We start from the raw sequence: 20537 nt of genomic DNA, 5'->3' as shown, positions 1-20537 counted from the left end.
TGGCTGGCAGTTAGCGGCTGGCCAGCCACGCCGGTATCCGCCGCTCCAGGTAATAGCGCGGCTTGAGCGGCGAGCCCTCGACGAAGCCGACATGACCGCCGCGGGCGTGCAGTTCCAGCGTAGTGGATGCTGACAGCTCAGCGGGTTCGGGCACGCTGTGGCGGAATACGAAAGGATCGTCTTCGGCCTGGATCAGCAGGGTCGGAATTCGGATGTCGGGAAGGAAATAGCGGCTCGAGGCGCGGCGATAGTAGTCGCTGGCATCGATGTAGCCGTGCAGCGGTGCAGTGAAGCGGCCATCGAAGTCCCAGAAGGTGCGCAGGCCATGCACAGAGCCGAGGCGCTGCAGCGCTGACAGATGCTCGGTGTTGCCCTGATTGGCGAACAGGCGCTGCTTGTCCTTCACATAGGCCACTATCTCACGCATGAAATGCGCCTGATAGACCCGCGAAAACCCGAGGCCGATGCGGTCGGCACACTGGTCGAGACGATAGGGTACCGAGACCGCCACGGCCTTTTGCAGCGGCGCAGCCGCGCCCGTTTCGCCGAGGTATTTGAGCAACACGTTGCCACCCAGCGAATAGCCCACCGCATAGAGCGGGGCCAGCGGACGAGCCGCCTGCAGATGGGCGATGATTTCGGCCAGATCGTCGCTGGCGCCGGAGTGGTAGGCGCGTGGCAACAGATTGGGCTCACCGGAGCAACCGCGCCAGTTGATCGCGACGCTGGCCCAGCTGCATTTGGCCAGTTGCCGCTGCAGGCCGAGCACATAGTGAGAGTTGGACGAACCGGTCAATCCGTGCAGTACCAACACCAACGGCGCCGCCGGGTCATGTGGGCCGTGCCAGTCGACGTCAATGAAGTCGCCGTCGGCGAGCCACAGCCGCTCGCGGCGGCGCTGCAGGGGCAGCGAGCGCCGGCAGAAGGGATTCCAGAGCGTCTGCAGGTGCCCACCGCGCAACCACCAGGCGGGAGAGAAGGTCGCGACTGGCTCGGGTGTAACCACGGTTTCCGGAAAGGTCATGGACACTGAACGACCTCGATGCTGGTTGCGGTACATCCCGCGCTTCCGCGTTTTGGCGGAGCGCCGTCACGGCGGGCTTCTACCCTGTTGCTCAGGCCTCGCCACTGCGCTCCCACAGTGCGTAGTGGACGCTGCCGGCCTTCTTCTCGCGATGCAGCCGCCAGTTGCCGGGCAGCCCGAGGCTCGACGGCATGGCTTCGCTCTCGGTATAGATCCAGGCATGCTTGGCCAGCCAGCCCTTGTGCTCCAGCAATTCGCAGGCCGGTTGCAGCAAGTTTTTGTTGAATGGCGGATCGAGGAACACCAGATCGAATGGCGTTGGTGTCTGGGTGTCCAGATATCGCAGCGCATCGCTCTGCAGTAACTGGCCCTGACCGCAGTTCAGCGTATCCAGATGCTTGCGCAGGCTGGCGATGGCGTTGGCATTCAGGTCCAGCGCCAGTGCCATACTGGCGCCACGGGAGAGCGCCTCGAGATAGAGTGCACCGCTGCCGGTAAAGGGGTCGAGTACACGAGCGCCGGACATGTAGGGCGCGAGCCAGTTGAACAAGGTTTCCCGGACCCGATCAGGCGTTGGCCGCAGACCTTCGGCATCGGGAAAGCCGAAGCGCCGGCTGCGCCATTCTCCCCCGATGATGCGCAGCTGCCCTTGGCCCCCGTGGGCGGTTGGACGGATGGGTGGGTTGGCCATCAATGCTCCGGAACGCTACTGGGTTGTTCGAGGGGCTTCTCGCTCGGTGCCGGCAGCGGCTTCTGCTCGACCTGCGGGCCGGCCGTGACGATCACGAAGCCGTCTGGGCTGAGATGCTTGTTCATCGCCGCCTTGACTTGTTCGACCGACAGCGCTTGGACCTGTTGCATGAAGTCTTCGAGGTAGGTCAGCGGCAGGTTATAGAATCCGATGCTGCCCAGCTGGCCGACGATGTCGGCGTTGCTGGCGGTGGATAACGGAAAGCTGCCGGCAATCTCGCGCTTGCTACGTTCCAACTCGGCCCGGGTCGGGCCCTTCTCGAGGAACTCGGCAACCAGGCGTTGCACCAGCTCCAGGGTCGCCTCGGAGAGCTCGGCCCGGGTCTGCAGATTGATCATGAATGGTCCGTTGGTCTGCATGGGGCTGAAGCCGGAATAGATCCCGTAGGTCAGCCCGCGCTTCTCCCGTACCTCCTCCATCAGACGGGTACCGAAGCCTCCGCCGCCAAGGATCTGATTGCCCAGATAGAGCGCGGCGTAATCTGGATCACCGCGTGGGATGCCGAGCTGCGCCAGCATCAGATGGGTCTGGTTGGAAGGAAAATCGATGTGCGTCAGGCCTGCCGAGGGCGCGCTCGGAACAGGTGGTGCAGGCAATGCGTTTCCTTGCGGCAAGGCGCTGGAGATTTGCTCGGCAATCGCTTCGGCGTGTTCACGGTCGAGATCGCCAACCAGCGCGATTACCGCGTTGCCGGCCGCATAGGCTTTGGCATGAAAGGCGCGCAGCTGATCGGTGTCGATGCCGGGAATGGTGTCCGGTGTACCCTCGCTGGGGTGCGCGTAAGGGTGGCTACCGTAGAGCTGCTCGAACAGCTCGAGGCTGGCCAGCTTGCCCGGGTTCTGCTTCTGGAGTTCAAAGCCAGCCAGTATCTGGTTCTTGATCCGCTGCAGCGAGTCCTCGGGAAAGGTTGGCTGCCCGACCACTTGGCTGAACAGCTGCAACGCCGGTTCGCGCTTGTCTTGCGCGCTAAGGCTGCGCAGGCTGGCGACCGCCATGTCCCGGTAGGAGCCGTTGCCGAATTCCGCGCCGAGGCCCTCGAAGCCTTCGGCAATGGCGGTGACGTCCTTGCCCTCGACACCTTCGTTGAGCATCGCATTGGTCAGCATGGCCACGCCCGGTACATCGCCGTCCTGGCTGCTGCCTGCGGCAAACGTCAGGCGCAGGTCGAACATCGGCAGTTGATGGGCTTCGACGAACAGCACCCGAGCACCGCCTTCGGTCTGCCAGCTCTGGATATCCAGCGTGCGGCGAGCGAGCGGCTGGTCGCCCAATTCGTCCAATGACTGGATGCGCTGGCCTCGTTCGGCCGCTTCCCGGGCGATCGCCTGGCCGGATTCGGCTGGAGTGGTCACGGTCCCGGCCGAGGGGAGCGGGATCTTTGCCGCCGCCTCGCCGGTTTCCTCATTGCAGCCGGTCAGGCCCAGGCCGAACGCCAGCGCCAGAACGAACAGGCCGCGACGCAACAGGTTGCGATCACTCATCGCTGGACTCCTCGGGCAGAACATGGGCAACGCTCAGGCGTGAGCGGGTGAAGAAGGTTCGAGCGGCCTGCTGGATGTCGTCCGGCGTTACCGCCTCGAGCGCGCTGAGCTCTTCATCCATCAGGCGCCAGGACAGGCCGACGGTTTCCAGCTGTCCGATGGTGGTGGCCTGCTGGGTGATGGAGTCGCGCTCGTAGACCAGGCCGGCGATGACCTGGGCGCGCACTCGCTCCAGTTCTTCCGGCGAGGGTGCGCTCCGCTTGAGCTGTTCGAGTTGTTGCCAGAGGCCGGCCTCTACCTCTTCCAGGCTCCGGCCCTTCTGCATATTGGGCGCCGCGCTGAGGACGAACAGCGAGTCGCCGCGGGCGTAGGCGTTGTACCAGGCCGAGGCGCTGATCACCAGTTCTTCGCCGCGCTCGAGTTGCTGTGGCAGTCGAGCGCTGTAGCCGCCGTCCAGCAGTGCGCTGATCAGGCGCAGGGCATGAATGTGTCGAGGGTTCTCCTCGGTGGCCAAGCTCGGCGTGTTGAACGCCATGATCAGGCTGGGTACCTGTGTCTTCACATGCAGCGTGAGCCGCCGCTCGCCAGGCTCGGCTAGCTCCAGTGGGCGCTTGGCGATGGGAATCGGGTGACTCTCTATCGGACCGAAATAACGCTCTGCCAGCGCCTGTACCTCGTCGCGCGTCACGTCACCCACCACAACGAGAGTGGCGTTGTTGGGTGCGTACCAGGACTGGTACCAGTTACGCAGCTCCTCGACGGTCATGCGATTGAGGTCGGCCATCCAGCCGATCGTCGGGGTGTGGTAACCGCTGGCGGGGTAGGCCATGGCCTTGAAGCGTTCATATGCCAGGGCGCTCGGCTTGTCGTCGGTGCGCAGTCGACGCTCTTCCTTGATCACCTCGATTTCGCGGGCGAACTCGTCTGCCGGCAGCTTGAGACTGGCGAGGCGGTCGGCCTCCAGTTCGAAGGCGACGGCCAGGCGGTCGCGCGCCAACACTTGGTAATAAGCGGTGTAATCGTCGCTGGTGAAGGCGTTCTCTTCGGCGCCGAGCTCGCGGAGAATGCGTGAGGCTTCTCCGGCGTCGAGCTTGCGACTGCCCTTGAACATCATGTGTTCGAGGGCGTGGGAAAGGCCGGTCTGCCCGGGCGACTCGTAGCTGGACCCAACCTTGTACCAGAGCTGGGAAACCACGACCGGGGCTCGATGGTCCTCACGCACGATCACCTTGAGACCGTTGTTCAGCATGAATTCGTGGGTGGGCTGGCCGTCGGCCGCGAGGGCTAGCGGCACATACAGGGCGCCGAGTAGCAGGACGGCGGCGCGGCGTAGCATCAGGGGCATATTCAGGGCTCGTTCAGGGATGAATCCCGCCGCAACGATGCCGGCAGGCGAGAACACGCAAGGCATGGTACTGGCTGCAGAGGTCAGGGCAAAGCGGTGGAACGTCGGATAGCCTCATGCCGTCGGACGGCTGGGCGGCGGCGCTTAGCGCAGGCGGTTGCGCAGTGCTAGGATAGCCCCCGTCTGGCCGGTGGCGTGGCCGCCGGCGTTTCGCCCTCTTGAGAAAATCTTCTCCATGTTTGGTTCCAACGACGATAAGAAGGCGCCGGCTGCGGCTGGCGAGAAGAAAGGCCTGTTCGGCTGGTTGCGCAAGAAGCCGCAGACACCTGCAGCCGAACCACCGCCTGCCGAGCCGCTGGAAGACAGCCAGCCGTTCGCGGACGAACCCGATACCGCTCTGCTCGAAGAGCAATCGAGCGAAGAGCCCCCGCGCGCCGAATCCGACATCGACCAGCCGGAGCCGCCTGCCGCGCCGGAGATCAAGCCGGAACTGCATGCCGAGCCTGAGCCGGAGCCTGCGGTGGAGCTTGTCCAGCCGCCCAAGGAAGTGCCGGAGGCACCGACCCTGGCCGATATCGCCGTCGAGCCGGCCGCACGTCCCGCCGAGATCAAGCTGGGCTTCTTTGCCCGTCTCAAGCAGGGGCTGTCGAAGACCAGCGCCAGCATCGGCGAAGGCATGGCCAGCCTGTTTCTGGGCAAGAAAGCTATCGACGACGAGCTGCTGGATGAACTCGAAACCCGCTTGCTGACTGCGGATGTGGGTGTCGAAGCTACCACGGCGATCATGCAGAACCTCGCGCGGCGGGTCTCGCGCAAGGAGCTGGCCGACAGCGGCGCGCTGTACAAGGCGCTGCAGGAAGAACTGGCCGGCCTGCTCAAACCGGTCGAGCAGCCGCTGACGATAGATGCCGGCAAGCAGCCGTTCGTGATTCTGGTGGTTGGCGTCAATGGCGTCGGCAAGACCACCACCATCGGCAAACTGGCCAAGAAGCTGCAGCTCGAAGGCAAGAAGGTCATGCTGGCCGCTGGCGATACCTTCCGCGCGGCGGCGGTCGAACAGCTGCAGATATGGGGTGAGCGCAACAATATCGCCGTGATCGCCCAACACACCGGTGCCGATTCCGCCTCGGTGATCTTCGACGCGGTGCAAGCGGCGAAGGCCCGAGGCATCGATGTGCTGATCGCCGATACGGCCGGTCGGCTGCACACCAAGGACAACCTGATGGAGGAGTTGAAGAAGGTCCGTCGGGTGATGGGCAAGCTCGACGAGACTGCGCCGCACGAGGTGCTGCTGGTGCTCGATGCCGGCACCGGCCAGAACGCCATCAACCAGACCAAACAGTTCAATCAGTCGGTGGAGTTGACCGGTCTGGCGCTCACCAAACTCGACGGCACCGCCAAGGGCGGAGTGATCTTCGCACTGGCCAAGCAATTCGGCACACCGATCCGCTACATCGGTGTCGGTGAGGGCATCGACGACCTGCGCACCTTCGAGGCGGACGCCTTCGTCAACGCGTTGTTCGCCGAGAAGGGTACGAGCGGAGGTAGCGCCTCGTCATGATTCGTTTCGAGCAGGTCGGCAAGCGCTATCCCAATGGCCACACCGGATTGCACGAGCTTTCATTCCACGTGCAGCGCGGCGAATTCCTCTTCGTCACTGGTCACTCCGGCGCCGGCAAGAGCACCTTGCTGCGCCTGTTGCTGGCGATGGAGCGCCCCACCAGCGGCAAGTTGCTGCTGGCTGGGCAGGATCTGGCACGCATCAGCAATGCGCAGATTCCATTTCTACGTCGTCAGATCGGTGTGGTGTTCCAGAATCACCAACTGCTGTTCGATCGCACGGTGTTCGACAACGCCGCGTTGCCCCTGCAGATACTGGGATTGAACAAGCGTGAGATCGGACAGCGGGTGATGACCGCGCTGGAGCGCGTCAGCCTCAAGGACAAAGCGCTGCAATATCCTTCCGATCTCTCGACCGGGCAGCAGCAACGCGTCGGTATCGCGCGCGCCGTGGTGCACCGCCCGGCTCTGCTACTCGCCGACGAACCAACCGGCAACCTCGACCCGCGTCTGGCAGCAGAAATCATGGGTGTATTCGAAGACATCAATCGCCTCGGCACCACCGTGCTGATTGCCAGTCACGACCTGGCGCTGATCGCTCGCATGCGCCATCGCATGCTCACCTTGCAGCGTGGCCGCTTGATCGGTGACGGGGAGGCCGCTCGATGAGCGCACCCGAGCAAAATCCGAATCCGGTCGAGCGCGCCGGTGGGGTGCGGAACAAGCCCGAGCAGCCCAGAAGCGACGAGCCGGATTTCAAGACCTTGTTTCACGCCTGGCTGGAAAGTCACCGAGCCAGTGTGGTCGACAGCGTCGGCCGGCTGATCAAACAACCGATCGGCAGCTTCTTCACCTGCCTGGTCATGGCAGTGGCGTTGAGCCTGCCCATGGGCCTGGCGCTATTACTGGACAACGTCGAGCGGCTCGGCGGTTCCTGGCAACGTGCGGCGCAGATTTCGCTGTTCATGCAGCTCGACGTGGACGCGCAGCAAGGCCAGCGGCTTCGCGAGCAGATCCTGGCGATGCCGGATGTTTCGGAGGCCAGCTGGATCAGCCGCGAGCAGGCGCTTGAGGAATTTCAGCAGCTGTCCGGGCTTGGCGAGGCATTACGCGAATTGCCGGACAACCCCTTGCCCGGCGTGATACTGGTGACGCCCAACGAGGTCGATCGGGACAACCTCGAAGCCTTGCGCCAGCGCTTGGCGGAGCTGCCCGGTGTGGAGCAGGCGCAGCTCGACCTGCTCTGGGTCGAACGTTTGACGGCTATTCTGAAACTGGGTGATCGCTTCGTTTTCGGCCTCAGTCTGTTGCTGATCGCGACGCTGCTGCTGGTGATCGGCAACACCATTCGCCTGCACATCGAAAACCGCCGTACCGAGATCGAGGTGGTCAAGCTGGTCGGCGGGACCGACGGTTATGTTCGCCGCCCCTTTCTCTACATGGGCGCCTTGTATGGATTGGGCGCGGGGGTGATTGCCTGGTTGCTGCTGGCTTACGGACTGGGTTGGCTGAACGAGGCGGTGGTCGGTCTGGCCGGCTTGTACGGCAGCGACTTCAGTTTGGCCGGGGTACCGGCTGGAGATGGCATGTCGCTGGTTCTCGGTGCCTTGCTGCTGGGCTATATCGGCGCCTGGTTGGCCGTGGCTCGGCATCTGAGCGAGCTGGCGCCTAGATAGTAACTCGTTGATTTATAAAGCTTTACTGAAGCTGTAAGGGAACTTTTCCACAGGCTTGCAGTCTGACCCGGCAGTGCTAAACTGCTGCAGCTTCATTATCGGAGGATCTGCATGACTACTAATCTGCAACCTGTTCAAGCCCTGGTCCCGGGAGGCAATCTCGAGGCCTATGTGCAGACGGTCAACAGCATTCCGCTGCTTACGGTCGAGCAGGAACGCGACCTGGCTGAGCGCCTGTTCTACCATCAGGATCTCGAGGCCGCACGTCAGATGGTGCTCGCCCACCTGCGATTCGTAGTGCACATCGCCCGCAGTTATTCGGGATATGGCCTGGCCCAGTCGGATCTGATCCAGGAAGGCAACGTCGGCTTGATGAAGGCGGTCAAGCGCTTCAACCCGGAAATGGGCGTGCGCTTGGTGTCCTTCGCCGTGCATTGGATCAAGGCCGAAATTCACGAATTCATTCTACGCAACTGGCGCATCGTCAAGGTCGCCACGACCAAGGCCCAGCGCAAGCTGTTCTTCAATCTACGCAGCCAGAAGAAGCGCCTGGCCTGGCTGAACAATGACGAGGTCGAGCGGGTTGCCGACAGCCTCGGCGTTGAGGCCCGTGAAGTGCGTGAGATGGAGAGCCGGCTGACCGGGCACGACATGGCCTTCGATCCGTCCGCTGATGCCGACGACGACAGCGCCTACCAGTCGCCTGCGCATTACCTGGAAGATCACCGTTACGATCCGGCCAGGCAACTCGAGGATGCGGACTGGAGCGACAGTTCCAATTCCAGCCTGCACGAGGCGCTGGAAACCCTGGACGAGCGTAGCCGGGATATCCTCCAACAGCGCTGGTTGAGCGACAACAAGGCGACGCTGCATGATCTTGCAGCCAAGTATGGTGTATCTGCAGAGCGGATCCGACAACTTGAGAAAAACGCGATGAACAAGCTCAAGGGTTCCATTCAGGCCTGATAGGGGCTGATCGTTGTCCAAGAGGCGCTGCAACTGCAGCGCCTTTTTTATGCCCTTGAGTCGAGGGTCACTGCGGCTCAGTTCGCCTGTTGCGACTCAGGGAAGATGCCTGGAGCTTTCCAGGGTATCGGTGAGTGCGATCAACAATTGCGCCGCACTGATGGGTTTGTGTAGCCATGTGATGCCGGTGTCGTAGTCGTTCTGCTCGAACTGGCTGGCCGCTGAAATAACGATGATCGGCAAATCCTGCGTATCGGGGTTGGCGCGTACCTCGTCGATCATCTCGCGGCCGCTACCGTCGGGCAGATGCAAGTCGAGTGTCATCGCCTCGTAACGGGTGCTGGCGAGCTTGATCCGTGCCGCATGCAGGCTCTGCACGCGATCGACCGCATATCCGGCGTCACGTAGCATCAGGTGCAGCAGTCGGCCGGTATCCGGCTCGTCCTCGATCACCAGCAGGCGAGGCTGACCTTGATCGGTTGCCAACGTGGTCGATTCGACTATCGGCAGCTCGCACCAGAAGGTCGTGCCGCGACCCTCCGCCGTATCGAAGCCGACCCGCCCTCCCATGCGCTCGATGAATTCCTTGGTAATGGCGAGTCCCAGTCCGGTGCCGCCTTTCTGGCGACTGTCGGAAGCGTCCGCCTGCGCGAATTTTTCGAACACCCGAGACTGGAAGCTGGGTGGAATGCCCGGGCCTTGGTCGGTCACGTTGATGCGCACGTGACCGGTATCGGACAGGCTGCAATCGAGGACCACTTCGCCACCTTCGGGTGTGTACTTGATGGCGTTCGACAGGAAGTTGGTCAGCACCTGCTGCAGGCGCAAGCCATCGACCCAGACGTTGACCTGCACCGGATCGCGCAGTACGCAATTCACCCCGAAATGCGCGGCGAAGGCCTGGTTGCTGGCCAGGGCTTCTTCCAGTAATCGGCAGAGCGAGTGCTCGCGCATATCGAAGGACATCTTGCCGGCGGCGATTTTTTCCATATCCAGCAAATCGTTGATCAGGTAGCCCAGGCGCAGGCTGTTGCGATGAGCGATTTCCAGCATCTGCTGCACCGCTGGCGGAACCTCGCCCATCGCGCCGCCGGTGACCAGGCCCAGGGCACCGCTGATGGAGGTCAACGGGGTGCGCAGCTCGTGGCTAACGGTGGAGACGAACTCATCTTTCATTTGTTCGATGCGCTTATGCTCGGTCAGGTCCATGCTGGTGCCGCTGATACGCAGCGGCTGGCCATCCCGATTACGTTGAATGTAGCCACGGATCAGGACCGGAATCAGCTTGCCGCTCTTGTGCTGAAAGCGCAGCTCGGTGGTGAAGTGGTCGACCGCCGAAAGCATGGTTTGCGCCAGTTGCTTCTTGGCCTGCGGTAAGTCCTCCGGCGCCATGATCCGTTCCCAGAGTTTCAGATCCGAATGCAACTCGCCGGGGCGATAGCCGAGCATGTGCCAGGCGCGTGGTGACGCGTAGAAAGTTCCCGCATCCAGGTTCATGTCCCAGAGGCCGTCGTTACTGCCCTTGAGGGCGAGGCTGAGGCGCTCTTCGCTGAGCTGCAGGGCGCGTTTGTTTTCCCTTATGTGTTCGGTCATTTGTTGGGCCAGCGCCTCGGCACGTCTGCGCCTGAGCGTTAGCGAGGAGGTGAGGAAGAACAGCAGGATACTCAGGCCAGCGCCAAGGCCAATCACCAGCTCGTTGCTGACCTTAAAGAACGCGTCGAACTCCGGTAGGCTCTCCAGGCGCAAGGTCCATGTCTGCCCATACAGATCGAGCCGCACGATTTGGCTGTGTTGAGCAGAGTCGCTTCTGGCCTGATTCCTACTGGCGAAGATCAGGTGCTCGGGCAATTCGTCATCCCCGGCATAAATACGCAGGCTCAGGTTCGGATCGGCTGCGCCGAGAATGCCGCGCATCAGGTCATCCATTCGGTAAGGGCTGTAGACGAACCCCTTGAGTGCCTGCAACCGCTGCTGGGGCGAGCGAATTGTTTCGTCAGGCTGGTACAGCGGTACGTACATGAGAATGCCGGCCTGCGTCTTGCCGTGGGTTTCCTGACGTAACCTGACCTTTCCGGTGATATGGGGTTGTCCGGATTTAGCCGCCTGGAGCATGGCGTGTCGACGCACCGGTTCGGTGAACATGTCATAGCCAAAGGCAGCCAGGTTGCGATCGCGGAAGGGGTCTAGATAGACGATCGGCGTGTGCAGCGAGGCGTTTTCGTCGAGTGGATGTACGTCGTATTCGGTGAAGCCTTCGCTGCGAACGCTCTGGATATGCGCCTCGAGACCCTCGGGACGTACCGCCTCGGCAAACCCCACACCCTGGATGCCGGGATAGTGCTCGGCCAGGTGCAGGCGCTGATTGTAGGCGCGCCACTGCGCTCGCGAGACCGTATCGCTGACATCGAACAGCCCGGCGGCGCCGAGCAGGACCTGTTCGTGGTCAATCATGCGTTTGCCAATGGCTTCGGTGGTAGTGCGTACGAGAAAGTCGAATTGCTGGGCCGCAGCGCGACCCTCTTTCAACTTGAGGTGCTGAAGAATGGCCAGCTGGACCAGCAGGGTGAACGCCAGAACGAGCCAGGCGACGCTGTTGCGTCGGTGGAAGAGTTGTCGCACCTTGTTCGGGGGTGCTTTGGTTGCGGTTACGCTCATGCTCTCGCTGCCGTGCGTTCAGTGCGAATGGCGAGAAGACGACTGCACGTCTGCCGACGACCTCCTACATACGGGGCGTGATCCCGCATCTCGCAACATGGTGGTTGCAGCTTACTCGCTGCGATGGCGCACTGCCATAACGCTCCGTCAGACCGCTTCGCCTGAGGTCCTGCGCAAGATGGTGGTTCGTTGGGCACCGATGACCTTGTCAGCGCTGCTTGGCTGTCTGTAGCTGATTCAGATAATGGCTGCCGCCCAGCTGACGCATTTGCTGACGAATCCAACTGGCACGTCGACGGACATGCGGGCCGGGGCGCCCTGCGCTCCACTCGCGAGGATTGGGCAGCACGGCGGCCAGCTGGCTGGCCTGGGCGGTGGACAGATAGGCCGCGCCTTTACCGAAGTGATGCTGCGCCGCCGCCTCGGCACCGAAAATGCCGTTGCCCCATTCGACACTGTTCAGATAGACCTCCAGGATGCGTTGCTTCGGCCATAGCAGCTCGATCCAGGCGGTGAACCAGACTTCGAACCCTTTGCGCACCCAGCTGCGTCCGGACCAGAGGAACAGATTTTTCGCGACCTGCTGGCTCAGGGTGCTGGCGCCACGTAGCGAGCCGCCTTGTTCGTTGTGTGCGAATGCGGCGCGGATGGCGGCGATATCGAAGCCCCAATGATCGGCGAACTTCTGATCTTCGGCAGCGATCACGGCCATTTTCAGATCATCCGGCAGCACCTTCCAGGGCCGCCAGCTGCGTTGCAGGTCGATGCTGTCGTCGCTGATCCAGGATTCGATCTTGCGTTCGACCATGAGTGCTGTGAAAGGCGGTGGAACCCAGCGCAGCACCAGTACCAGCAGCACGGAAAGCGCGGTCAGCCAGAGCAGCAGTTTGGTGAGGCGGCGCAGCAGAGCTCGGAGCATGGGCGTGGTCGGGACCAGGGGGAACGGGCATTATAACGAGCTCATCACAGCCTGACTGGAGGCGCCTGAATGATTCGTCCCTTTCTTCTGCTTGCTGCGTTCTTCGGACTGACCGGTGTGGCGCTCGGCGCCTTCGCCGCGCATGGCTTGAAAAGCCGCCTCGGCGCCGATTACCTCGCGGTATTTCAGACCGGCGTGCACTACCAGTTATTTCACGCCCTGGCGTTGTTCGGGGTGGCCTTGCTCGCCTTGCATGCACCGAGCCGTCTGTTGGTCGCAGCGGGTGGCTTGTTTGCGCTTGGCGTTCTGTTGTTCTCCGGCAGCCTGTATCTCCTGGCCCTGACGGGTATCGGCAAGCTGGGCATCATCACGCCGTTCGGCGGCACGGCATTTCTGGCCGGGTGGATCTGCCTGATGCTGGCCGCCTGGAATCTCCGCGCCTGATCGCCGAGAGAGATGAATGGCAGCGCTCGTCGCCTTGGTGCGCCGAGGCGATCGGGCTAGAATGCGGACCCTTTGGCAATGGTGGCGATCACTATGCACATCCAGTTGAACGGCGAGCGCTACGAGCTACCTGACGGTCAGTCGGTGGCCGATCTGCTGCAGCGTCTGGAACTGACTGGGCGCCGGCTGGCGGTCGAACTCAATCGCGACATTGTGCCGCGCAGCCTGCATGCCACGACAGTATTGGTCGAAGGCGACCGGGTCGAAGTCGTGCATGCCATTGGCGGCGGTTGAGGAGGCCGCTACCTCGATAATTCCGGACGTCGCCCGTGCAGCGGCGTACTTCTTCGCTTCATTACAGATGAACAGGATGGTCGCATGAGCCCAGTTCCGCACGACAAACCCTTCACACTTGCCGGCCGCACTTATCAGTCGCGCCTGCTGGTGGGTACCGGCAAGTACAAGGATCTCGACGAGACCCGCGCCGCCATCGAAGCATCCGGCGCCGAGATCGTCACCGTCGCGGTGCGCCGCACCAACATCGGCCAGAACCCGGGCGAGCCCAATTTGCTCGACGTCATCTCGCCAGACCGTTACACCATTCTGCCGAACACCGCCGGTTGCTACGACGCCGATGAAGCGGTACGTACCTGTCGGCTGGCCCGCGAGCTGCTCGACGGCCACAACCTGGTCAAGCTCGAAGTGCTGGCCGACCAGAAAACACTGTTCCCCAACGTCATCGAAACCCTGAAAGCCGCCGAAGTGCTGGTCAAGGACGGCTTCGACGTAATGGTCTACACCAGCGACGACCCGATCATTGCCCGCCAGCTGGCCGACATGGGCTGCATCGCGGTAATGCCGCTGGCCGGACTGATCGGCACCGGTCTGGGGATCTGCAACCCCTACAACCTGCGGATCATTCTCGAAGAAGCCAAAGTGCCGGTGCTGGTCGATGCTGGCGTAGGTACGGCCTCGGACGCCACCATTGCCATGGAGCTGGGCTGCGAGGCGGTCCTGATGAACAGCGCCATCGCTCATGCGCAGAACCCGGTATTGATGGCCGAAGCCATGAAATACGCGATCGATGCAGGCCGCCTGGCCTATCTTGCCGGGCGTATGCCGAAGAAACTCTATGCCAGCGCCTCTTCGCCTCTGGAAGGCCTGATCCGCTAATTTCCCTTCCCATTACCGGCCACGTGCTCGCGCGGCCGGTGCTTGTTATCTGCAGGTTTTCCATGAGTGACACTACCTCCCCGGCCGAGGGCCAACGGCGCATGCGTACCATCAAGAGTTTCGTGATGCGTGCCGGGCGCATGACCGAAGGTCAGCAGCGAGGCCTCGATCAGGGCTGGCCGCGGTTCGGTCTGGAGCTGGCCGACGGCCCGCGCGACTTCGATCAGGTGTTCGGCCGGCAGGCGCCACGGACCTTCGAAATCGGCTTTGGCATGGGGCATTCCACGCTGGAAATGGCGGCGGCGGCACCTGAGCAGGACTTCATCGGGGTTGAGGTGCATTCGCCAGGCGTTGGCGCGCTGCTAAACGGGCTTATGTCACAAAACCTGACGAACGTGCGGGTTTACAGTTGCGATGCGCTTGAAGTGCTGCGTGAATGCGTTCCCGACGCCAGCCTGGACCGGGTCTTGCTGTTCTTTCCCGATCCTTGGCACAAAAGTCGCCACCACAAGCGGCGCATCGTCCAGCCGGCATTCGCCGAACTGGTGCGGCAAAAACTCAAGATCGGTGGTGTGTTGCACATGGCAACCGACTGGGAAGCTTATGCCGAGCACATGCTCGAGGTCATGAGCATCGCGCCTGGCTATCGCAACCAGGCGGTAAACGGGCAGTACGTCGAGCGTCCACAAGAGCGCCCGACGACCAAGTTCGAACGCCGGGGCGAGCGCCTCGGTCACGGGGTCTGGGACCTCAAGTTCGAACGCGTCGACTGACCGAGAGTGGGCGTTACAGCGCCCATCAGGGCCGTACCACGCGGTCTCAGGAAAATCTGACAAGAGCGGAGCGCCAGGAAGCGCGATCCCCCAACGCACAACTAATAGAGCCCTGTCTTTTGGCAGAGGCCGTCGTCTGCCGCGTCCGTTGCGCGGCAAGGAGCAAAAGCGATGTACAGAAAATTTGGAGTTCTGCTGCTGGCGGCCTGGGTGAGCCAGGCCCACGCCAAGGTGGATGACGCTCAGGCTGCTCGTCTGGGACAGGATCTGACCCCGCTGGGCGCCGAGCAGTCGGCCAATGCCAGCGGCAGCATCCCGGCATGGACCGGTGGTGTACAGGCGCCCGCCAACTACTCGAGTGGAATGCACCACCCGGACCCCTATGCCGCCGACCCGGTGCTGTACCGGGTCGATAGCAGCAATGTCGCGCAATACGCCGCGCTTTTGCCCGAAGGTCTCCGAGCATTGGTTGAGCGCTATCCGGACTTCTATTTGCGTGTGTTCCCGACACGTCGCAGTGCCGCGGCTCCGCAGCGCATCTATGACGAGACGCGCGCCAATGCCGTCGCTGCTGAGCTGATCGCCAACGGCAACGGCATCAAGGGGGCTGTCGCCGGCATCCCGTTCCCGCTGCCCCAGGACGGCATGGAAGTGATCTGGAATCACATCCTTCATTACAAGGGTGAGCAGACCCACATGATCAACAACCAGGCCGTGGTGATCAACGGCAGAGCTAACCTGATCAAACGGGATCGGCACATCTACTACGTCTACAACCGCGAGGGCATGAACAAGACGCAGCTGGACAACACGCTGCTCTACTACAAGTACCGGGTCACCGCTCCAGCAAAGCTCTCCGGGACCTCGCTGGTGGTGCAGGATCCGATCGACCAGGTACTGTCGATCCGCAAGGCTTGGCGCTACAGCCCGAGCGACCGCCGCGTACGGCGCCTGCCCTCGCTGGCCTATGATTCGCTGCAGCCGGATACCAGCGGGCTGGCCACGGCGGATGTGGTGGACACGTTCAACGGCGCGCCTGACCGTTATGAATGGAAGCTGATTGGCAAACGGGAAATGCTGATTCCCTACAACAGCTATGCCGTGCACCAGCAGGGCATACCCTACGACTCGATTGTGGGTGCACGTACCCTGAACCCCGAGCTGCTGCGCTACGAGCAGCACCGCGTGTGGATCGTCGAGGCGACGCTGCGCAAGGGCTTCAATCATCCGTATGCCATGCGTCGCTTCTACATCGATGAGGACAGCTGGCAGATTCTGGCAGTCGATCTGTTCGATCAGGATGCCGAACTGATCGGCCTGCAGGAAAGCCATCCGATCAGCTACTACGAAGTCCCCATGTTTGGCAGCACCCTGGAAACCTTGTACCACCTCAAGGATGGCAACTACTTCGTCGATGGCCTGGATAACAACGAGCCGATGTACGACTTCAGCGCCCAGATGGGGCCGCGAGACTTCTCTCCTGCAGCGCTGCGCCGCGGCGCCAACTGAGCGCTGCGCCCGGCCAGGTGTCTGCGCCGCCTGGCCGAGCCCTGGCTAACCTGGCCAGGGCTGTCTTTTCGAGGGCTGCTGGCACCTTCGCTGCCAGCTCTTCGAGCCTGATCCGTAGCCATCTGCCTGTTGAATACGCTGCCTGGTCCCGGCGAGCGTTCTAATCACCGCGTTGCCGTTGCGGGTCGGCACCTGCGTCGTGCTCGTCCAGCGGCAGAGTGGCATAGCGCAGCGGCACTTGCCGACCCCGAGGGCGCAGTGCCTCGGTAGTTTCTGTGCGCCTGTCATACTCGAACCGCCCGGCCGTTCCGAAGCCACAGGCCGGCAACCTGCGCGAACAACTACAGCGTTTCTCTGTGGCTGCCACCGAACGATTGGCACGTCTGCTGGCTGGGAGCGAGCCACGCTGCCAACATCTTCCCGACGCGCTGTCGATACCGGCTACGCCGGTCGCTTATATGTATATACATTAAGAGGGGGGTTGAGCAGCCGGCCCATCGGATATAAGCGCAAGCATCTGGCAAATAAAAGCACTAAGAGCGCTTGACCGAACAAACTGTCATTTCCTATTGTATATACAATAAGACAGCCAGAGGTCGCCTACGATGCCTTCCACTCCTGACAAACGCCTGCTATGGCGCGCCGTAAGCGTATTCGACGGTATTCAGACCCTGCCCCAGCCGATGGCAGTGATGGTAGAGGCCGGTCGCGTCACGCTTGTGGTGACCATGTCCGAGTTGGATGAGGCGCAGGTCGCCGGCGCATTGGAAGTGGGCTGCGGGGGCGTGATGACGCCCGGTTTGATCGATTGCCACAGTCATCTGGTCTATGCCGGTAACCGCGCCGATGAGTTCGAGCAGCGCCTGGAAGGGGTCGACTACGCTGAAATTGCCAAGGCGGGCGGAGGCATTCTCAGCACCGTGCGTGCCACCCGCGCCGCCAGCGAGGCGCAACTGCTGGCCCAAAGCCTGCCTCGGCTGCAGGCGCTGCTGGCCGATGGCGTGACCACCGTCGAAATTAAATCCGGTTACGGCCTGACGACCGCCGACGAGCTGAAAATGCTGCGTGTGGCGCGCCGACTCGGTGAACAGCTGCCGGTACGAATCACCACGACCTTACTCGCGGCGCATGCGTTGCCACCGGAATTCGCCGATGACAGCGATGGCTACATCGACCTGGTCTGCAACGAGATCATTCCAGCGGCCGCGGCCGAGGGGTTGGCCGATGCGGTGGACGTGTTCTGCGAACACATCGGCTTCAGCCCGGCCCAGTGCGAGCGGGTATTCGTGGCGGCCCAGGCTCAGGGGCTGCCGGTCAAGGCACATGCCGAGCAGCTGTCCAACCAGGGCGCCAGCGCCCTCGCGGCGCGCTATCGAGGGCTCTCGGCCGACCATATCGAGTTTCTCGACGAGGCCGGGGTGCAAGCCATGGCGGCCGCCGGTACGGTTGCGACCCTGCTGCCGGGCGCCTACCACACGCTACGCGAAACCCAGCTGCCGCCCATCGCGCTGCTGCGCCAGTATGGGGTGGCGATGGCGGTGGCCGGCGATGCCAACCCTGGAACCGCGCCAATCTGTTTTCCTACCCTGAACCTGAATCTTGCCTGCACGCTGTTTCGCCTGACGCCGCGCGAGGCGCTGGCCGGCATGACCGCACATGCCGCGCAAGCGCTGGGCACACCTGAGCTCGGGCGTATCGCCGTCGGTGCGCCAGCCGATCTGTGTCTGTGGGATGTCCAGACGCCAGCCGAGCTGGCGTACGCGGTACAGCCGGGACGCCTGCGCCAGCGCATCTTTGGCGGTGTTGTCAGCTACGACAAGGAGGCCGCTCGTGATGCACGCTGATCGCCACTCGATGGAGCCCTGGCAAGGCCGCGTTGACCCGGAAGCGGACAGCGCGCGCTGGCACCAGCGCATTCAACCGCTCGCCGGCGACAGCGTACTGGGCCTGGCCTTGCTCGGCTTTGCCAGCGACGAAGGCGTGCGGCGCAATCATGGCCGAGTCGGTGCGGCAAACGGCCCCTTGGCGATTCGCAAGGCGCTGGCCAATCTGGCCTGGCACCGCAGCGGACCGGCCTACGATGCGGGTGACGTGGTCTGTGCCGATGGCGAACTGGAAGCGGCGCAGGCTCGTCTGGGTAGCAATGTCTGCGCATTGCTCGATGCGGGTCATCTGCCGATCGTTCTTGGCGGTGGCCATGAAGTGGCGTTCGGTAGCTGGCAGGGCCTTGCTGGGCATCTGGGCGGTGATCAATCCGAGCAGCGCTCTCCAGCGATGGCCGTCCCACGGAGGGCCGCCCCACGGAGGGCCGCCCCACGCATAGGCATCATCAATTTCGACGCGCACTTCGACCTGCGTGATCCGACCCATGTGCAATCTTCCGGCACGCCGTTCGCGCAGATCGCCGAGCAATGCGCGTTACGTGGTTGGCCTTTCGCTTATGCCTGTATAGGCGTCAGCCGAGCCAGCAACACTCGGGCGCTGTTTCAGCGCGCCGCCGAACTGCAGGTTTTGGTGCGCGAGGACCGCGACATCAGCGAAGCCAGCCTGGCCTCGCTGGGCGCGGATCTGGATCGTTTCATCGCCGGTTGCGACGCCGTCTACCTGACCATCGATATCGACGTGCTGCCCGCCTGCGAAGCACCTGGGGTCAGCGCACCGGCCGCGCGCGGCGTGTCCCTGGCACTGCTCGAGCCGTTGCTCGAGCGCATCCGTGACAGCGGCAAGCTACGGCTGGCCGATCTCGCCGAGCTCAACCCCGAGCATGACATCGACAACCGCACCGCGCGGCTGGCGGCGCGGCTGATTCACCTGCTGTCCCTGACCGGCTGAGCCCACTCCAGCCATTTCTCTGACAAAAACAATTACAGAGGAACATTCGATGATGCTTTGCAGCGTTCGAGCGCTTTGCCGGGAGCACCGCCATGTCTGACCCGGCTACCACTCTCGCCAATGTTTCGCGGGCTCGTGCACTGGCCCGTTTGCTCGGCTACAGCCTGATCGGATTGCTGGTGTTTTTCGTGCCGTTCGATATCGATGGCCGTTCGACCATCCTGCTCGACCACAGCGCCAGCGCCTTGCTCGCCCATGCTCGTCCGCTGGTTGTCGCCATCGCCCTGGGGTTCCTGTTCTACGGCGCGTTGCAGCCCTGGCTCAGCGGCAGCTGGCGCGGCGACCTGACCCGCACGGTGTTCAGCGTGCTCAAGGTGTTCGGCCTGCTGATCGGTGTGGGCTATCTGCTTGGTATCGGTCCAGAGGCGCTCTACCAACCGGGCATGCTGCCGTTTCTGTTCGACAAGCTGGTGCTCAGCCTGGCGCTGATCGTGCCGCTCGGCGCGCTGGCGCTGGTATTTCTGATCGGCTTCGGCCTGCTGGAATTGGTCGGCGTGCTGATGCAGCCGGTCATGCGACCGATCTGGCGCACCCCAGGCAAGTCGGCGATCGATGCGGTGGCCTCGTTCGTCGGCAGCTACTCGGTGGGCCTGCTGATCACCGACCGCATGTATCGACAAGGCCATTACAGCGTGCGCGAGGCGGCGATCATCGCCACCGGCTTCTCCACGGTATCGGCGCCCTTCATGGTGATCATCGCCAAGACCCTCGGCCTGATGGACATCTGGAACCTGTATTTCTGGAGCGCGATGCTGGTGACCTTCAGCGTCACCGCGGTCAGCGCACGGATCTACCCGCTGTCGCGCCTGCCATCCGAGAGCCGTGTCGAGCCGCCGCTGCCGGCCGGGGAAAGCCGTATCGCCGGTGCCTGGCGCGCCGGCCTCGAACAGGCGGCCCATGCGCCGTCGTTGCCGAGCGCGCTGCGGGAGACCTTCATCGATGGTCTGCGCATGACCGCGGCGATTCTGCCGAGCATTCTCGCGGTGGGCCTGCTCGGCTTGCTCGCTGCCCAGTACACCCCGCTGTTCGATGCCATCGGCGTGCTGCTGTATCCGCTGACCTGGTTGTTCGGCCTCGACCAGCCGATGAAGGTGGCCGGTGCGATTTCCTCGGGCCTGGCGGAAATGTTCCTTCCGGCGATGTTGCTGAAGGATGCCGACGTGCTGGTCAAATTCGTCACCGCGATCGTATCGGTGAGCAGCGTCCTGTTCCTGTCCGCCTCGATCCCCTGCGTGCTCGCGACACGAATCCCCCTGCGTTTGCGCGACCTGTTGCTGGTCTGGCTGCAACGCACCCTGTTGAGCCTGGCATTCAGCATTCCGCTGGCCCACCTGGCGCATTACCTGGGCTGGCTGTAACGCCTGCCGTT

18 protein-coding genes are annotated in these 20537 nt (G+C 62.8%); 12 read left to right on the top strand and 6 right to left on the bottom strand.

All coding sequences use genetic code 11. The features are described from left to right. Positions 1 to 10 precede the first annotated feature (10 nt). The 4 genes from UF78_RS20365 to UF78_RS20350 form a co-directional block, all read right to left on the bottom strand. Positions 11 to 1024 carry a hydrolase gene (locus UF78_RS20365; RefSeq protein ID WP_045164374.1) on the bottom strand — a complete coding sequence of 338 codons (1014 nt, stop codon included), beginning with the start codon at positions 1022 to 1024 and terminating at the stop codon, positions 11 to 13. Positions 1025 to 1115: 91 nt separating this feature from the next. Next, positions 1116 to 1715, bottom strand: coding sequence for a 16S rRNA (guanine(966)-N(2))-methyltransferase RsmD (gene rsmD, locus UF78_RS20360; protein ID WP_045164032.1), 600 nt, complete (start codon positions 1713 to 1715; stop codon positions 1116 to 1118). Beyond that, positions 1715 to 3256 (bottom strand): M16 family metallopeptidase, encoded by a 1542-nt coding sequence (locus UF78_RS20355; RefSeq protein ID WP_045164031.1) that lies wholly within the window; start codon positions 3254 to 3256, stop codon positions 1715 to 1717. Before UF78_RS20355 ends, rsmD begins: the two co-directional genes overlap by 1 nt. Then, positions 3249 to 4601, bottom strand: a complete 1353-nt coding sequence (locus UF78_RS20350; protein WP_045164030.1) for a M16 family metallopeptidase — start codon at positions 4599 to 4601, stop codon at positions 3249 to 3251. The genes UF78_RS20355 and UF78_RS20350 overlap by 8 nt, the downstream gene beginning before the upstream one ends. A 235-nt stretch (positions 4602 to 4836) precedes the next feature. Here UF78_RS20350 and ftsY point away from each other — a divergent pair, with 235 nt between their 5' ends. The 4 genes from ftsY (at position 4837) to rpoH (ending at position 8803) form a co-directional block, all read left to right on the top strand. Beyond that, on the top strand, positions 4837 to 6162 hold the full coding sequence (gene ftsY, locus UF78_RS20345; RefSeq protein WP_045164029.1) for a signal recognition particle-docking protein FtsY: 1326 nt from the start codon (positions 4837 to 4839) through the stop codon (positions 6160 to 6162). Then, the gene (gene ftsE / locus UF78_RS20340; RefSeq protein WP_045164028.1) at positions 6159 to 6830 is read left to right on the top strand and encodes a cell division ATP-binding protein FtsE; all 672 of its coding nucleotides are present in this window, start codon (positions 6159 to 6161) and stop codon (positions 6828 to 6830) included. The genes ftsY and ftsE overlap by 4 nt, the downstream gene beginning before the upstream one ends. Continuing rightward, the gene (gene ftsX / locus UF78_RS20335) at positions 6827 to 7837 is read left to right on the top strand and encodes a permease-like cell division protein FtsX (protein ID WP_045164027.1); all 1011 of its coding nucleotides are present in this window, start codon (positions 6827 to 6829) and stop codon (positions 7835 to 7837) included. The genes ftsE and ftsX overlap by 4 nt, the downstream gene beginning before the upstream one ends. Positions 7838 to 7948: 111 nt before the next feature. Then, entirely contained in the window at positions 7949 to 8803 is an 855-nt protein-coding gene (rpoH, locus tag UF78_RS20330; protein ID WP_045164026.1) for an RNA polymerase sigma factor RpoH, read from the top strand. Positions 8804 to 8899: 96 nt separating this feature from the next. Here rpoH and UF78_RS20325 read toward each other — a convergent pair whose 3' ends face one another. Continuing rightward, complete coding sequence (locus UF78_RS20325; protein WP_045164025.1) at positions 8900 to 11458, bottom strand: hybrid sensor histidine kinase/response regulator; 2559 nt, start codon at positions 11456 to 11458, stop codon at positions 8900 to 8902. Between the two features lie 208 nt (positions 11459 to 11666). Beyond that, positions 11667 to 12377 carry a monofunctional biosynthetic peptidoglycan transglycosylase gene (mtgA, locus tag UF78_RS20320; protein WP_045164024.1) on the bottom strand — a complete coding sequence of 237 codons (711 nt, stop codon included), beginning with the start codon at positions 12375 to 12377 and terminating at the stop codon, positions 11667 to 11669. Between the two features lie 69 nt (positions 12378 to 12446). On the opposite strand from mtgA, the gene UF78_RS20315 reads away from it, so the two are divergent. The 8 genes from UF78_RS20315 (at position 12447) to UF78_RS20280 (ending at position 20526) form a co-directional block, all read left to right on the top strand. Then, positions 12447 to 12821 (top strand): DUF423 domain-containing protein, encoded by a 375-nt coding sequence (locus tag UF78_RS20315; RefSeq protein WP_045164023.1) that lies wholly within the window; start codon positions 12447 to 12449, stop codon positions 12819 to 12821. Between the two features lie 93 nt (positions 12822 to 12914). Continuing rightward, positions 12915 to 13115, top strand: a complete 201-nt coding sequence (gene thiS / locus UF78_RS20310) for a sulfur carrier protein ThiS (protein ID WP_045164373.1) — start codon at positions 12915 to 12917, stop codon at positions 13113 to 13115. Positions 13116 to 13199: 84 nt separating this feature from the next. Further along, complete coding sequence (locus UF78_RS20305; protein ID WP_045164022.1) at positions 13200 to 13994, top strand: thiazole synthase; 795 nt, start codon at positions 13200 to 13202, stop codon at positions 13992 to 13994. A gap of 62 nt (positions 13995 to 14056) precedes the next feature. After that, complete coding sequence (gene trmB / locus UF78_RS20300) at positions 14057 to 14767, top strand: tRNA (guanosine(46)-N7)-methyltransferase TrmB (RefSeq protein ID WP_045164021.1); 711 nt, start codon at positions 14057 to 14059, stop codon at positions 14765 to 14767. 171 nt (positions 14768 to 14938) lie between these two features. Further along, positions 14939 to 16276 carry a DUF1329 domain-containing protein gene (locus UF78_RS20295; RefSeq protein WP_045164020.1) on the top strand — a complete coding sequence of 446 codons (1338 nt, stop codon included), beginning with the start codon at positions 14939 to 14941 and terminating at the stop codon, positions 16274 to 16276. 605 nt (positions 16277 to 16881) lie between these two features. Beyond that, entirely contained in the window at positions 16882 to 18120 is a 1239-nt protein-coding gene (gene hutI / locus UF78_RS20290; protein WP_045164019.1) for an imidazolonepropionase, read from the top strand. After that, complete coding sequence (hutG, locus tag UF78_RS20285) at positions 18110 to 19108, top strand: formimidoylglutamase (protein WP_045164018.1); 999 nt, start codon at positions 18110 to 18112, stop codon at positions 19106 to 19108. Before hutI ends, hutG begins: the two co-directional genes overlap by 11 nt. A 92-nt stretch (positions 19109 to 19200) precedes the next feature. Continuing rightward, positions 19201 to 20526 carry a YjiH family protein gene (locus tag UF78_RS20280; protein ID WP_045164016.1) on the top strand — a complete coding sequence of 442 codons (1326 nt, stop codon included), beginning with the start codon at positions 19201 to 19203 and terminating at the stop codon, positions 20524 to 20526. Positions 20527 to 20537: the final 11 nt, after the last annotated feature.

The sequence above is a fragment of the Stutzerimonas stutzeri genome (genome assembly GCF_000952685.1).
GTDB lineage: Bacteria > Pseudomonadota > Gammaproteobacteria > Pseudomonadales > Pseudomonadaceae > Stutzerimonas > Stutzerimonas stutzeri_E.
Note: the sequence above shows the minus strand (reverse complement) of the source record. Positions and strands in the feature narration are given on the sequence as shown.